We start from the raw sequence: 16661 nt of genomic DNA, 5'->3' as shown, positions 1-16661 counted from the left end.
CCTATTTGTTAAAACCTTAATACCACCACTTATCTCGTTTAATGGCTAAAAAGGGGGTAAGCTCTCATGCCCCCTAAAACGCTAAACGCATTCCAATATTTCCGGTGATATTAATCATTTTATAATCCAACCCAAACCTAGCCCCCACCCCAGCATTCGCGTAAAAGCTTTTAAACAACCTAACCTCTCCGCCTGTAGTGATGCTCGCAAAAGTGTTATAAAGCTCGCCTTTCCTGTAACTCAAAGTGTTGTTACCAATGAAACGCACCAACTTATCCCCCATGGATCGCACCAGCAAATCCCTACCAATGCCACCAATCGCATAAAAATAAGAGTTTGTATTGAAATAATGGCGGTTTTCAAAAGCAAAATCAATCGTTAAAACGGATTTTTTAGACGGATCAGCATTCGCTTTAAACTGGTTATAGATCGCATTGTTCATCACCCCTTCTAAACCGGTCATGCCAATATAGTAATACCTCAAACCGATTTGAGGTTTTAAAATGATGCTTTTATTTTTAAACATGAAATCATACCCGTAATTGACTTTCGCGTTCGTTGTCCATGTGTTGTATTTGTAGGATTGATTGATCATAGAAAGCAGAGTGTCATTGGAGCTAATTTGGGTTTTATTCGCTCCCCAAGTTTCATTGACGCTAAAAGTTAGCTCGCTTTTTTTGATAAAGACTCTCGCATACAAGCCCACATCCACATTATCGGATTTAGAATTAGTGATGCGTTCATAAAAACCGCTATACCCATAAGCTGCATACCCCCCAACAATCACACCCTTAATAAATCTGTCATAGCCCACATTGACACCATAGAGCGTTCCTGTGCCATTTTCCACAAAGCTCACGCCCCCAACACCAGTCGCCCAAAGGTTGTTTTTTAATTTATCCCTTTGAGAGTATTTTAAAATCACATCCATCGCATTAGGAGTAGCGTCAGCAAATTTTTGGTTTTTAAGACTGCTCAAGCGTTCGCTAAAATCCGTTGAATCAAAAGAAGCGAAATTAGAAAGCTTGGCCAAACGCCCCATTTGTTGCGTGTAAGTGTTGAGTTGCAAAACATCGGTAGAATTGTTTTTAAGATTGGGTTTAGAAAGCATGCCTAAAGCGCTAGTAATATCTTTCATTAAAGTAACAATGTGTTCAGTGGGATTGTCTTGCAAATAATAAGGAGCGAACAAGGGATTACCTCCCTTAGCCACAAAAAGCTCATGCAACCACATAATGGAATGATTGCCCGCAGATTTGATTGCATTCAAACCTCCGCCGCCTTGAATGCGTTGGATATAGTATTCCAAACTAGGGGCTTGAATGTTAATGGGTTTATCAGAAACCGTAACTTGAACCTTATCATAAAGGATAGACGAATACACCATTTGCCCTTGATTGTCTTTAAAGCTTACCACAAGACCCCCGTCCTTAATATTGACCGGTTTATCATCATAGCTTAGTGAATCACCCTTTAATTGCATGCGTTTGCCGTTAAAATCAATGAGAGTGTAAAGCTTGAGGTAATCGCTCAAGCTCCCTCCAAGAATGGTTCGATTATCATAGCCATAAACCATGCGATGAGCGTCCATAAGCGTATAAGCGCCTTGCTTTTGAGCGTTAAAATGGATTAAAGCTTGATTATTGTAAGACATGATCGTGGAAGCGCCAGCCACGCTGATGATCGTTTGATGGGTTGGGCGCTTAAGATTGAAGATTAATGGCCCTTCACTCTTCAAATCCCCTCCCACATTCAAACCATTTTCATTCGTACTAAAAGTTGCGCCCTTGATCACATTGAGATTACCGCTAATATTAGCCCTATCATTAGAGTTATTATTAAAAGCGTTATTCACAATCAAGTTATTCGCTTTAAAAGTGGCGTTTGGCTCTAAATCTAAAGTCCCAATAGTCGTATTGTGCAAGACTTTTGAAAAATCCACTAAGCCATTGGCTTTAATGGTTCCTAAGAATGCAAAATTATTCGCATTCACTTCTAGCGTTTCATCGGTTGTGGGGGTTGCGCTTAAAGAAGAATTAGTTTGAGTTGTTGTTCCTTTAGCGGTCATGCAATTTAAAACATTCACGCAAATTTGACCTTCTTTAACGCTAATATCATTTTTAGGCGCATTGAGCGTCAAGCCGTTGGTAGCGTTTAAAGTGTCCAGCGAAATGTTAGAAAAATCTTGAGAAATGAATGAAAGCTTACCTTGATATTGCGTGAAATTAATCGTATTTTTCCCGTTAAAGATAATAGACTTGCCCGCTACAAAATTCAATTCCCCTCCTGTAGCGTTACTAAACGATCCGTCATTCACAAACACATGGTTTTTAGCCACAAAATTGAAATTCCCTTTTTGCCAAAGATTGTGCAACCCTTTAGGTTTGAGCAAAGACCCCATGCCCAATTGTTTCAATTCATCTTGCAAGGATTTAGAGAGTATTGAGCCTAGACCTTGATGATAAACTCCCCCTAAGCCCTTATCGGCGACAATTTTATTAATCATTTGTCCTAAGACTTGATTGCTCATGATTTTGGTTACTACGCCCTCGCCCAATAAATCATTTAACGCTTTTTCGCCTATATTAGAAATAATGCTAGACAGCTCTTCGCTAGGGTTAGTGATGCTATTGAGAGCGATATTGACTAACACGCTCAAATCCTGTGGACCTAACCACGAAATGAGCTTGTTGATTAAGGGGGCTTGCTCAATCATTTGATTGAGAATATCCCCAAAAGTCGTTTGCTTCAAAAAGCCTTGCAATTCTTTAGAATCAGCGCTAGAACCTATTTTATCCAAGGCTTGATTCAAACCTCCAGGCACAAAATTATTCGCAAAAGCGCTCAAACTTTGCTTGCCATACCAGTTATTGATGAAATTCTCTACATTTTCAATCCCTAAAGTTTTAACAATGAATTTTTCAAACCCTGAAGAATGGGCTTGGATTTGCTCTAACAGCATTTGATCGATTTCTTTTCTTTTGACCGGATCAAGCGCGTTTAAAAGCCCGTTTTCGCCAAAAACATCGCCCACCGTTTTAGCGTTTAAAATCTCCATGATCGCGCTTTTAAAAGCGCTCACGCCTAAAAGATTATTCACTTCAGTAGGGCTAAGCAATGAGCCTAAAGTCTTAGATCCAAAATCTTTAGGGATCATGTTGGCTAAATCTTTGGGGATAGCGTTATTATTCAAGCTCTCTTCATAAACCATATTAGAAAGGATATTCGCTAAGCCTTTTTCTCCAAAAAGCTTGTCAATGCCATCTTTCCCCAAATAAGAAAAGATTTTATCGCTCCCTTGAGCGTCAATATTGGCTTGATTAAGCACTAAATTCGTCGCGCTTTCAAAAGACACATTCGCGCTCCCTCCGCTCCCCCAAGCGTTCCCGCTGCCGATTGTCCCAGTAATATAAATGTTTTTAGCTTTAAAATTAGCGTTGATATAGCCTAAATAAGGTGCGCTAGAATGAAGCAATTGCCCTAAACTAGTTTGTCTAAACATCTGGCAAGTGTTATCCCCAATCGTGCATGGATTTTTATACCCATCGCCTCCAAACCACACCACGCTATTCGTGTTGGTTCGCCCTTCTTTGATCGCCCCTACAACAAGATTGCCTTGAGAGAGATCGTAATGAGCCGTGTTGGAAAAACCATTGATAATACCCAACAAGCTTTTCCAATTTGCTTGGTTGATACTAATATCGTATTTCTTTAAGACTTTAAGAATGGTATCAAAACTATCCGCACTCTTCAAATTAAGGTTATCCAAATCCCCTGAAGCGATAAGATTAGCCATTTTAGGCAAAAACTCCTTACCTAAATTAGCAATTACGCTTAAATCTTGCTTAGTGATAGCCTGGTTATAGATGTGTAGGGCTTGTAATGGCTGGTTTTGCGCGTTATAAGTCCCAGGTATCTCATTGTTTTGATTAAAGCCTCTAATATTGCTAGTCAAATAATAAGTGCCAGCTTTATCGCTCGTGTAATTATAGGAATTAGCGCTTTCATTATAAGGGTTTTGTTGGTAAAAATACAAACTAGGAGCGAGATTGAACATTGTATTATTAGAAGTATTGTTTTGAGAGATCTGCACTTTCAAGCGGTTGTTGTATAGGGTTTCTGTAATCGTTTCGGTTGTGTTGAGCGGGTTAGTGAAACTCCAAGAATGAACGCCGTTATTAAACGAGTAATTGGCCTTGTCAATCTGTATGCCATAAAAACTAACTTTTTGATAGCCATTATTTCCTGTTAAGCCCTCAATGTTTTGAGCTTTTAAAATCTCATAAACTAAGGGCTTGTTTTTTGCATCAAATAAATTCACATTAGACAGATTCAAAATCCCTTGAGATCCAAAGCTAAAATTCCCGCTTGCATTAATCGCTAGAGCGTTACCGCCATTGCCTAAAAGGCTTAAAGAGCCATTTAAAAGAACGCTTTGAAAATTCAAGGCGCTATTATTGCTCAAATCAAATGAAGCGTTTGCGTTAAAAGTTGCCAAATTGGTGAAAGAGATTTGAGAATTGTTGGCATAGAAACTCACAGGGGCGTTAAAAACGCTATTACCATTGAAATTCAATAAACTTGAGCCGTTGAGGTTAAAATTCGTTTCCCCCACTACACTAAGAGCGTTAAAACTTGCTTGAGAACTTTCAGCTAAATTCATCGTAGAGTTATTTTCAAAAGTAGAAGCGCCTTGAAAATTGATATGGATATTTTTAGCCCTTAAATTGAGTGTCGCTTGATTGAAATTCGTATCCCCATTGAAATTAATAAGACGCACAGAGTTACCAAAATCAGGCGTTTTGCCAAATAGCGGGATGCCATAAAAGGTTACATTAGCGTTATTGAAATTCGCTTGATTGAAGCTTAATTGAGCGTTAGGGTTCAAGTTCAAGTAAGACACGCCCTTAAAAGTGGTTGCGCCGTTAAAATTCGCTACGCTGTTGTTATAAAAAGAAAGGCTTGAAGCGTTTTCTAAAATCGTTTGGGTTTGGCTATCCCCAATATTGATAGCGGCGTTGGATTTGACAGAAAGCCTGGAATGATTGAAAGTAACATTCCCATTCAATGAAGATTGATTCACATTCTTAGACACATCAATGACTATTTGAGAGTTATTGAAAATAATGTGTTTGGCTTTCAAATCGTAGCGAACGCCCCCACCCAAAATGGAATCAGTAAAAATCAAATCCGTATTGGCAACCATATTCACATACGATGAAGCGCTTTCTGTCGCTCCATTGATATTCGTCCAACCGCTAAAAGTGGTGTTTTCAAAAGCGATACGCCCTGAGTTAAAATTAAAGCCTCCCCATGTGAAATCCCTAAAGTTAGAGTTTTTAATCTCCATAGAAAGCCTGGAGTTAAAATTCGCCCATGAGTGCTGGCTCGCACTAGTTTGCAAACCCATAGCCACGGTTTGGAAATTCGTGTAATTCAGCCCGTCAGCGTTTAAGGTTTCATCAGCGTTAAAATGAATCGTTGCCCCACCGCCGGCGTTAGGATTGCCGACATTAAAATTATTGGTTAAAAAGATATTAGTCGCATTGAAATTGCCATGCAAATACAACAAATTGTTTTTACCAAACCAAATAGACCCCCCATTGTCATTAGCCTTTTCTTGAGCGCTCCCCAACAGCAAAGTCCCTACCACCGTAGCCCCAAAATTAAGCGACCACGCAAAAGCGCTAGATCCGATAAGATCTTGATTTTTATAAGGCGCGATATAGCACACCCCAACACACACAGGGGTTTTTCCTGGAATGAAATCAAATTGCTTTTTCACTTGACTCCAAATATCCTTAGAATCATCGTCTGAATGGAAAAGTGAAGAATGGATAGTGAAATATTTATAGGTGATAGAGCCAGGATTAAAAGTCTCTTCAAAAACGAATTTTTGGCCATTACTCTGGGTGAATTGCACAAAATAAGTGTTGTTATCCGTTCTTAATAAAGTCCCTTGTTCGCCGTCATAATGGATCAAGTTCCACAAATTTTTTGAAAAAAGATTATCGGCTAGAGTTTGGTTGTTATACTTGATGCTATCCCCGCTCAAAAGCGTGTAAGTGGTTTTATCTGTCAAATTCCTTTGAATGTTAAAAATACTATTGTCATTGATAGCGACTGAGCCTTTAAGGTGGCTGAAAGGGTCGCTGTTAATGAGCGTGTTTGTGCCTTTAAGGGTGATATTTTTAGTGTCATTAAACGAATAGCTACCGCCATTAAACGAGTTGTTATTAAAAATAAGGTTTTGCACCCTTGCGTTGATATTGTAGGAATTGAAGGTGTTGTTTTCTAAGGTTAAAGAATTCCCGGCGTTGTTTTCGCCCCCTTTATAAATCAAAGTGCCGTTATCATTGAAAGTTACGCCACTGATGGTGGTTGTGCCATTACTATTGGCGTTATCCACGCCAAAATTCCCCCCTCCACTCACAGACCCTTTATTCCAAGTAATGTTATCGGCTTTAAGATTAAAGCCTCCATGCGGGGTTTGGTTGCTAAAATTTGCGTTTGTTGCATTCACATTGCCATTATTAACAATGAAATTCATCCATGAATTTTGTAAACCGGCTTTATCGTTATTTAAATTTGCATTAGCGATATTCAAACGCTCTTGAGCGTTAAAGACTAAAATCGCTCCCCCACCGGTTTTAGCCCCATTACCGGAGCGAATCGTACCGGTAATATCAATTTGATTGGCTTTAAAAACGCCATGAATATAGCCCACTAGCCCCCATTCAGCCCCTGAAGTTTTCCCAAAACTCACCACGCTATTAGAAGTGGGATTCGCTCCATCAAGAAAGGGGGTGGTTTGGTTGAACACTAAAACGCTGTTAGCGCCGCTATAATCTTGCGTGAAAACGCCTGTGCCAGCGATCTTCCAAGTCGTCATGCCATTGAGATAGAACACGGTATCGCTCGCGCTATTATTGATATTTTTAAGATAAAACGCATTGTCATGGATATTCACGCAATGCGTGTAACCTAGAGTACATAAACGAGTGAGCGTGATCCCGTTGTTAAAATTTTCTTTAATGTAGTAAGTCAAGCCGTTATCAGTGAATTGGACATTGTAAATTTTAGTGTTGTTTGGTGCGGATTTATCCTCATCCACTAGCGTGCCGCTAGGATTTCCTCCGCTAGTCCAGTGCAGCATTTGGTATAAAGTGTTATTATTATCCTTATAATCCACGCTTTTAGCGTTGAGTAATTGATAAGTCTTGCCCACGCTCAAGCTATTCAAAAGCCCTTGCATGTTGAAAACAACGCCCTTATTGAAGCTAAAAGTTGTTTGAGGGCCATTCAGTTTGAATTGGTTATTCACATTAAAAGTGTCGTTATTAAAATTGGCTTTAGGGGTATTGTTGAAATCAAACACGCCCCCATTAAACGAGTTCCCACTAAAATCCACTTGTTTGGCGTTAAAACTAAACGATCCGCCATTGAACGAGTTGTTATTAAAAGCGTCTGTCTGCTCTGCATGGCTAAAATGAAACGATCCATGGTTAAATTTGCTAGAATTAAACGCATTGCTTATGCCTTCAAAAGAATAAGCGCCATTGTCTAAAACAGAATTATTTTCAATAGTGGTGTTGCCTTGAAACTTGAAATTCCCGTCTACAAAATTCGTGTTTTTAAAAGTGTAAGTATTATCAGCCCCTTGAAACTTGTAATAGGCTTTATTGAAATTCACTTTATCAAAAACGCTATTACCGGTAAAATCATACCCCCCATTCGTCCAATCGTAAAAATCAGATTGAAAAACATTAATTTTACCGCTCCCAGAGCTATCCCCTAGCGCCATAAAAGTCATGTAAGAGTTTTGTGAAGTGGTTTTTAGGTTTTTAAAATCAGCCCCGGCGATATTGATTTCAGTCGCGCCCACAAAATTTAAAGTCGCCCCTCCGCCGGTTTGAGCGCCATTCCCAGACATCATGTTACCGGTGATATAAACCCTATCGGCTGTGAAAGTGCCGGTGATATAACCCGTTTTCCCCCAATTAATTCCCTCATACCCCCCAAAACGCACCGTGCTACTGGATTTAGGGTTTGCACCATTAGCCCAAGGGGTCGTAGCGTTAAAGACTAGAGCGCTATTATTTCCGCCATAAGTTTGAGTGAATTTCGCATTAGTGTAATTCCAAGTGTTTAAGCCATTGAAATAAAAAATCGTGTTTTCTTTGTCGTCTTTAATGTTTTTTAAATTAAAAACATTGTCATGGATATTCACGCTATTGGTGTAATGGATATTATTTGCGCCATAATAAATGGATTGTAAAACAATAGAATCAGGGCTAAAAATTTGTCTGAAATGATAGAGCGTGCCGCCTAAATTGTAAGTTACATAGTGAGTGTGGGTGTTGTTAGAAGAAGCGGCGTTTTTGTTGTTGTCTTTTGTGGCTTGTGTGTTTTTAAGCCTGATAATATTCCACAAATCACTCACACCATTATAAGTGATGTTGCCATTTTTCATGCTAAAAAGCGTGTAAGAACTCCCTATGCTAGGCGTGTAATTTTGAATGTTAAAAATCGCATTAGGGTTAATGGTAACTTTACCGGTCATGTTTAAAAAAGGCGAAGTGGGGTTGTTGATCGTGGTTGTGCCTTGAAAGTTAACATGAGCATCAGGCCTATTAAAAACAAACCAACCTCCGTTAAAGGTCAAATTGTTAAAAGTAATATTGCTTGCATTAAGGATATAAGCTTCCCCCACGGTGTTAGCGTTGCCATTAGGCATGCTCCCTAAAGCACTGTTGTTAAAGGTAATACTATTAGCGTTAAGATTGAGCTTGTAATGATTGATACTAGAGTTAGTGAAAGTGATGCTCCCCCCAATGCTATTACCCCCCTTGTAAGTGAGCGCGCCATTATCATTGAAAGTTACGCCGCTAATGGTGGTTGTGCCATGACTATCCACATTATCAAAGCCAAAATTCCCACCATTAATAATCCCGCTGTTATAAGTGATCTTTCGCCCCATGACATTAAAGCCCCCATGCGGGGTTTGGTTGCTAAAATTCGTGTTTGTCAAATGCACGCTATGATTGGAAATCAAATTGATCCACGAATTTTGCGTCCCGGCTCTATTATTTTGAAAATAAGCCCCATTAGTGGTCAATTCGTTTGAGCTTTCAAAAACAAGTATTGCACCCCCACCGGTTTTCCATTCATTGCCTGATCCAACATTACCTGTAATAAAAATGTCTTTAGCCTTAAAAACCCCTGTAATAAAACCTATATAGCCCTTTTCCCCAAACCATATAGAATTATTGTTGGGCGTTGCGGAAGCGTTTTTTGTCCCTATATATAAATTGCTGTTGTTGTAATTTTGCGTGAAATTCCTACTCCCCCCAGCCCAAGTGCGTAAAGGGCTGATATAGTAAGATTTGTTGCTGTGATTTTCATTCACGCTGTTTAGCCAATACACTGAACTATTATAATCTTCACTTTGAGCGCTCAAAGCTGAGACAAACCCTAGCCCTAAAAAGATTTTTTTATTGAGAGAAAAGCTTGAATGCGTTTTGAATGCATGAGAAATTGAAGGCGAGTTTTTGATTTTGTATTTTTTAGCGATTTTCTTTTTAATGCCCTTAAAAGAGCGGTTTTTACTAAAGCGTTCATTCTTTAAATCTATTTTGCTACTTCTATAAGTCATATTTTGAACCCTTTCATGTTATATCACTACATTTCTTAATACTATCCAAAAAAAGCTCATTGTATTAATTAAAAGAAAACGACGCAACCCCTTTTATGTATTTAGTAACCAATCTCATTTACAACAACCATTAATTGGTTACTTTTTGCAACATATTTCCCTTAGAATGCATAACTATAACTCGCATGGATAAAAACGCTCTCTAAAAAATAAGAATTTTTAAAAGAATTTCTGGTTTTTGAAAAAGGGATTTTAGCCCCAAGCTCTATGCGGTGGTGTTTGTCAATCGTGCTACCAAGCCCCACATTAAATAGCCCGTTATACCCCATAAACGAACTATTTTTCATGCCTAAATGGTTGTTTTGATAAAAATACCCTATCCCAAGCCCCCCATACACCCCAAAGCTGTATTTTTTATAAGTGTAAAAGTCGCTCAATGCATCAATGTTTAAACTCAATAAAGAAGTGTTAATCGTATGAAACGCTGTGGGCTTGATGGCCATGAGATAGGAAAATTCACCCCTTAATGCTAAAGCTTTTAAAAAAGCGAATTGATACCCCCCTTTAGCCCCCCATAAAAAAGCGGTATAAGAAGAATCGCTAGCCGGTTTTATTTCAATAGGGGCTAAACCCACCATAGCCCCAAAATAAATATGACTTTTTTTAGACTCAAACGCCCCTAACAAACCCACCCCTAAAGCCAAAATTAAAACAATTTTTTTCATTCTAAAGCTTTTTGGTTTTGGTAAAACCGCTTGATTTTATCGTCTATGGGAGCGAGCAAACGATAAAACACCGGCACAATGAGTAAACTTAACACCATAGAAATCATCAAGCCCCCACTCATCGCAATCCCTATAGGGGATTTCATCGCTGATCCATCCCCACTCGCTAACGCTAAAGGCAACATGCCACAAACCATCGCAATGGTGGTCATTAAAATCGGTCTTAGACGGGTTTTGCCGGCAAATAAAATGGCTTCTTGAATGTTCAAGCCTTTTTTACGCTCTTCGTTGGCGACATCAATTAAAAGCGTTGCGTTTTTACCCACCATACCAATGAGCAAGATCAAACCTATCATAGAAAACATGCTCAAAGGCTGGTGCGCTAAACCTAAAGCAAAAAACGCCCCTGAAAAGCTTAAAGGCATGGTAACCATGATAATAAAAGGCTCTAAAATGGATTCATACAACGCTGCCAAAATCATATAAATCAACACAAACGCCGTCGCTAGAGCGATCATAAACTCCCCATTGCTTTCTTTAGCATTATCCGCTTCACCGGTGAATCTGTAATTCGCCCCTTCAACCAGCCATTCTTTAGTGTTTTTACTCACTTGCGTTAAAATTTCGCCCAAAGAAACGCCCGCACTCCTATTAGGCTGAGCGAGCACCGTAACGCTACGCTGGCGGTTGTAGCGAGAAATGCTCGACGGGCTTTGGGTTTCTGTGATTTCCACTAAAGCGTCTAAAAACATCAATTTATCGTATTTGTTACGCACTTGCAAGCGTTTAATATCTTCCACAGAAACGCGCTTATCATCAGGCACTCTAATGATCATGTCGTATTCTTTACCATCTTCTTTGAACACACTCGCTTGAGAAGTCCCAGAGAAAGCAGAGCTTACCACTGAACCAATGGTTTGAGCGCTCACGCCGTATTTGTTAGCGTTTTGCCTTAAGATTTTGAGTTGCAATTGCGGTTGCGATTCGCTCGTGCTTGTGTGATAGCTTTCAACCTTGCCTTTTAATGCAGGGCTTTCTAATAAGAATTTCTTCAAATTCGCCACGCTTTTATCCACCGCTTCTTGAGAGTGAGAGAACACATAGGTTTGAAAGGGCGAACTATCCCCACCACCTCCTATAAGAGAAACTTCAGTAAGATTGATATTCTCTAAATCTTTAGCTTCCGGTAAGCTTCTTAATTCCTTCCTTAAAGCGCTCATCAATTCAAATTGCCCCAATTGGTGTTCTTTTTTACGCTCTTCTAAAGGCTTGAGTTGCACAAAAATCTTCGCTTTAAAAGGATTTTGCGAGGTGCCATAACCCACTTGCAAAGTGGTAAATTCCACTTCAGCATGCTTTTCAATCGCTTCTTGAAAGATCTTACTCTTTTGCGTCATGTAATCTATGCTCACGCCCGGTTTAGCCTTAAGCCACACTTGAAACCTCCCCCTATCTTCTTTAAGCATGAAATCCATGCCGAGCTTAGAAGCCACAAAAAGTGAACCCACAAACACCAAAACCACCGCTATAAATATAATGAGCTTGTGGTTTAAAACCCATTGAAGTAACTTGGTATAACGAGACTCTAAAGCTTTAAAAAAAGGCTCACTCCACACATAGAAACGAGAATGCCTAGGATTAACGACTACCGAGCTTACCATGGGGATAATCGTAACGACCACCACATACGACAAAGCGATCGCTAAGGCCACCGTGATCCCAAAACTTTGAAAAAAGCGTCCGATAATGCCTTTCATGTTCCCTATAGGCACAAAAACTGAAAGCAACATTGCTGAAATCGCCACTAACGCAAAGCCAATTTCCCTCACTCCCTCATAGCTTGCTTTGCGTTTTTCCATGCCCATTTCTAGCTTTTTATGGATATTTTCAATCACCACGATCGCATCATCAATAATGATCCCTATAGACAGAGTTAAGGCTACCATGGTGAGCATGTTGAGCGAAAAGCCCATCCATTGGATAAGCGCAAAAGTCCCCATGATAGAAACAGGGATAGAAATCGCTGAAACTAAAGTGATCGTCCCGCTACGCAAGAATACAAACACCACTAAAACCGCTAAAATCGCCCCTAAAACCAAGTCAAATTTCACATCTTCAATAGAAGTGCGAATGAAAGTTGTCGTGTCCATAAAAGGCCTGATTTCATAGTTAGGGCTTATGGCTTGAATGTGTTTTAAGGCTTCATACACCCTATCTACGATTTCAATTTCATTCGTTCCCGCAATCTTTTGGATTTCTAAAACCACACCGGGCTTATCTTTAAAGCTTGCAAAAGTGTTGTCTTCTTCTAAACCGATTTCAATTTTTGCAATATCGCCAAGACGCACATGATTACCCACTTGGATCTTTTCTACATCCGCAACGCTATAACTATTCGCATTCACTAAGATTGATAATTCTCTTTGACTATTGACAATGCGCCCCCCATCAACTTCCACATTCTCCGCTTTAAGCGTGCTGAAAAGATCCGCATAAGTCAAGTTGTATTTATTCATCAAAGTAGGGTCAGCATAAATTCTAATTTGGCGCTCCCTAAAGCCGTTGAGTTGCACGCCTCCCACCCCATTGATTTTTTGGAGCATGGGTTTAATGGTGTTTTTAGCGTAATCGTTCAAAGTCGTAGCCGGCACGCTTGAACTGCTCACAAACAATGAAATAATGGGTTGGCTGTCGGTATCAAATTTATTCACGGAGGGTTTTTTAATATTGGAGTCATCAAAACGCACCGAAGAAATTTTATTGACCACATCGTTTAGGGCTTCTTCATTAGGCTTTTCTAACTCAAATTCAATGACCACGATACTCACATTTTTAGAGCTAGTGGAAGTAACCTTTTTGATCCCATCAATCCCCATCACCGATTCTTCAATCTTATCGGTTACCTTACTTTCTATGATTTCAGCGCTAGCCCCAGGATAAGTCGTAGTAACCACCACCGTAGGCATATCAATTTTAGGGAAAAGCGCCACGCTCAATTTTTTAAAGCCCATAGTCCCAAAAAAGACAATCGCCAAAGCAAACATTAAAGTCGTAATAGGACGATTTATCGCTGTTTTATACATGATAATATCCTATTGTTTCGTTTGGATAAACCCATCGCCAAAAAGCCCCACTGCCATAGGATTAGACAAAAGGGCTTCTGCACTCACTTTTCGTGTGTTTTCATCAACGGTGGGGTAAATCTTAGTGATTTTAATTTCATGTTTATTGGAATCCCCGTCTATAGAATAAGTGTAAGTATCCCCCACTTTGACCGCATTAATGTATTTGGAATCAAATTCAATGACTAATTTTCTAGCATGACTGACTAATCTCAGTAACACCGTGCTGTTCGCGCTCACCCCTTCGCCCACTTGAATGTTTTTGCTCGCTATCACGCCATCAAAAGGGGCTCTTAAAATGGTTTTATTCAATACCGCAATAGAATAAGCGTAATCAGACTCCAAGCGTTTATAAGTAAATTCATAGCCCTCTAGAGTGTTTTTATCCACCGCGCCCCCAATTTTGCTGTATCGTTGGTATTGTTTTTTAGCAAAAATGAGCTGTTGCTCGGTAGAATCGCTTTGAGCTTGCTTGTCTTGGTTATACAAAAGCAACAAAACATCGCCCTTTTTGACCACACTCCCCTCAGTAACCTTAATGCTATCCACAATCCCTGTGCTATCTAAGGTGAGCTTGGAATCTTGCATCGCTTTCACATTGAAAATCGCATACACTTTTTCGCCAGCTTCCAAACTCAAAAGACTTAAACACAATCCTATTAAAATTTTTCGTATCATTTCATTCCCTTAATGCACATAATCTTGTATTCTGTGTCCGCTATTGAAAATGTAATTGGCTTTTTGCACTTCGTAATTATTGAGCGCTAAATTGTAAGCCACTTCTGCATCAAAGCGCGTGGTTAAACCCCTTAAATAGGTCGTAAAATCCACTAAATTAGCGTCGTATTTCCTTTTAATGTTGGCAAAAGAAAGGTTAGCCGCATCCAAACTGGCTTTGGAAGATTCAATCTTAGCCCTAGCAATATCAAGCGATTTTCGGTAAAGTTGTTCGTCTTTTTCTTGCTCTAGCTTTTTATAGGCTAAATTCTTTTCATTCGCTAATTGGCCTAACATGATGGATTGCTTTTGCAAACTCAAGCCTATATCATCAAAAATATTCAAAGTCGCAGTAACCCCAGCGGTGTTTTGTTGATTGGGGTAGAAATTCCCAAAACGCCCTGTGGCATAAGCGGGTTTTTGAATCCAAAAAAGCCATGAGTCAAACACATCTATCTTGGGGTAATAATTGAGTTGCTTGTTTTGGTATCTGATTGCAGAAATCTGCTCCCTCAAAGAAACCAAATCCTGCCTTTCTCTTAGTTGCAAATTAGGCGCATCAATCGTGGTCTTTTTCAGATTTTTCACATTGAGGTTAGTGAGATACTCTAAAGTCAAGCGGTTTTGCTCCAAAGCAAATTGCATGTCCAAAATATCGTATTCGCTCAAATTCCCTTGCGCTTTCAAACTTTGCAAATCATCAATCGTCGTTAGCCCTTTGTCATAGAGCTTAGTAACCCTTTTAATGTCCGTTTTGATTTGCTCTAATTTCTTTTGCAAAGCGATCATGCGAGCGAGGTTGTTAAAATACTCATAATATTGTTGCACCACTTGCAAATACACGCTTTGGCGGCTGTATTCTAAATTAGCCACAGTGGAGCGGTAAGTCGCAGACTTTTCTTTGACATTATTCACATCGCTAAAACCATTAAACACATTCAATGTAACTTGAGCTTGGAGTTGTTGGGTGTTATAATGCTTATATTCTGGGGTATCCCTAGCTTCATTTTTAAAATTATAACTCGTATTCAAAGTGGGCAAAAACATCGCTTTGGCGATGGTGTGGTTTTTCATCGCCTGCTTAACATTGAGTTCTTGCGCTTGCAAACTGAGATTAGTGCTAGCCCCTTTAAGCAATTCATTCAACCCTAAAGGGGCTTTATCGCTTTTTTCATGGTATTTAGCAATCTCTTGATTGATCGTGGTCGCTGTTTCTTTAGGCGAGGGCAAAAAACTCGGTGTCGCTTCTAAAGAACTTGTCGGCGGATCAATGAGCTTTAAATTCTTATGGCTATAATTGTTAAGAATTTGTTTGATTTCAGCTGGAGTTTTAGAAGGGGTTTGGGCTAGGGCTAAAGCAACGCACAAACCTAATAAGCTAATGCATCTTATCAAAGTATTCATCAATCCCTCCTAGTGCTTGGTTTTAGTATGCACTAATTGCACTAAATACTTGGCGTTTTCTCTGGGTAAATCCGGCAGCATCCCATGCCCTAGATTAAAAATATGCCCTTGATTGCCCATGATTTTTAGAATCTTTTCAACGCCTTCTTCTAAAGCGTTTTTATCATAAAGCCTAGTGGGTTCTAAATTCCCTTGCAAAACATATTTATCGCCCAAAATCTTTTTTGCCATTTCTAAAGGCGTGCCCCAATCCACGCCAAACACATCAAATTCCCCATCTATGCTATCCAAATAAGCGCCAACCCCTTTAGGGAAAAGGATAACCGGAATGCGTGCATAGCGTTTTTTAAGCTCTTTGGAGATTTTTTTCAAATAATGCCAACTGAATTTCAAATAAGCTTCTTTTTCTAAAGCACTCGCCCATGAGTCAAAAACCATCACCGCATTGACCCCGGCTTGGATCTGAAGGCTCAAATACTCTATCAATTCAAGGCTTAATTTTTCTAAAAGCGCATGCAAAACTTCAGGCTCGCTATAGAGCATTTTCTTGCTTTTAGCATACGATTTACTCCCTTCGCCCTCTATCATGTAAGTCGCCAAAGTCCAAGGCGACCCGCAAAAGCCGATCAGTGCTTTCTCTTTAGAAAGTTTTTGGCGCGTTTGAGAAATCGTATCATAGACATAATTCAGCCGCTTATACGCCCCAACTTTAAGGCTATTCACGCTTTTTAGATCCGTAATCGTCTCTAAAAAATGCGGCCCCTTTTTAGGGATAAATTCCAAATCTAAGCCCATTTCCAAAGGCACTACCAAAATATCGCTAAACAAAATAGCTGCATCCACGCCCAAAATCTCTACCGGCTGTAAAGTTACTTCTGTGGCTAGATCGCTATTTTGACACAATTCCAAGAAACTCCCCGCTTTTTTACGGCTCTCTTGGTATTCGCTAAGATAACGACCCGCTTGCCTCATCATCCAAATGGGCGTGTAGGGTGTTTCTTTTTTAAAACATGCATCAATAAAAATCATCGTCAATCC

General features: G+C 39.6%; 6 protein-coding genes. All 6 read right to left on the bottom strand.

Going from position 1 to position 16661, the window contains the following annotated elements:
• Positions 1 to 73: 73 nt before the first annotated feature.
• Entirely contained in the window at positions 74 to 9655 is a 9582-nt protein-coding gene (locus tag AA977_RS02750) for a vacuolating cytotoxin domain-containing protein (protein WP_064434493.1), read from the bottom strand.
• Between the two features lie 161 nt (positions 9656 to 9816).
• Positions 9817 to 10380, bottom strand: coding sequence for an outer membrane beta-barrel protein (locus AA977_RS02745; RefSeq protein ID WP_064434492.1), 564 nt, complete (start codon positions 10378 to 10380; stop codon positions 9817 to 9819).
• Positions 10377 to 13463 carry an efflux RND transporter permease subunit HefC gene (hefC, locus tag AA977_RS02740; protein WP_064434491.1) on the bottom strand — a complete coding sequence of 1029 codons (3087 nt, stop codon included), beginning with the start codon at positions 13461 to 13463 and terminating at the stop codon, positions 10377 to 10379. The genes AA977_RS02745 and hefC overlap by 4 nt, the downstream gene beginning before the upstream one ends.
• A 9-nt stretch (positions 13464 to 13472) precedes the next feature.
• A complete protein-coding gene (gene hefB, locus AA977_RS02735) occupies positions 13473 to 14180 on the bottom strand; it encodes an efflux RND transporter periplasmic adaptor subunit HefB (RefSeq protein WP_064434490.1) in 708 nt (235 codons plus the stop codon).
• Between the two features lie 9 nt (positions 14181 to 14189).
• Positions 14190 to 15623, bottom strand: a complete 1434-nt coding sequence (gene hefA, locus AA977_RS02730; RefSeq protein ID WP_064434489.1) for an efflux RND transporter outer membrane subunit HefA — start codon at positions 15621 to 15623, stop codon at positions 14190 to 14192.
• Positions 15624 to 15632: 9 nt separating this feature from the next.
• Positions 15633 to 16652: a uroporphyrinogen decarboxylase gene (hemE, locus tag AA977_RS02725; RefSeq protein WP_064434488.1), complete on the bottom strand. Its 1020-nt coding sequence runs from the start codon at positions 16650 to 16652 to the stop codon at positions 15633 to 15635.
• Positions 16653 to 16661: the final 9 nt, after the last annotated feature.

The sequence above is a fragment of the Helicobacter pylori genome (assembly GCF_001653455.1).
Taxonomy (GTDB): Bacteria; Campylobacterota; Campylobacteria; order Campylobacterales; family Helicobacteraceae; genus Helicobacter; species Helicobacter pylori_A.
The sequence above is the reverse complement of the archived record's forward strand: the minus strand, read 5'-3'. Positions and strand labels throughout refer to the sequence as shown.

Bases quoted from the DNA above. Each gene is read 5' to 3' on its own strand.
- AA977_RS02750 (WP_064434493.1), bottom strand. From the start codon at position 9,655: ATGACTTATAGAAGTAGCAAAATAGATTTAAAGAATGAACGCTTTAGT.
- AA977_RS02745 (WP_064434492.1), bottom strand. From the start codon at position 10,380: ATGAAAAAAATTGTTTTAATTTTGGCTTTAGGGGTGGGTTTGTTAGGG.
- hefC (WP_064434491.1), bottom strand. From the start codon at position 13,463: ATGTATAAAACAGCGATAAATCGTCCTATTACGACTTTAATGTTTGCT.
- hefB (WP_064434490.1), bottom strand. From the start codon at position 14,180: ATGATACGAAAAATTTTAATAGGATTGTGTTTAAGTCTTTTGAGTTTG.
- hefA (WP_064434489.1), bottom strand. From the start codon at position 15,623: ATGAATACTTTGATAAGATGCATTAGCTTATTAGGTTTGTGCGTTGCT.
- hemE (WP_064434488.1), bottom strand. From the start codon at position 16,652: ATGATTTTTATTGATGCATGTTTTAAAAAAGAAACACCCTACACGCCC.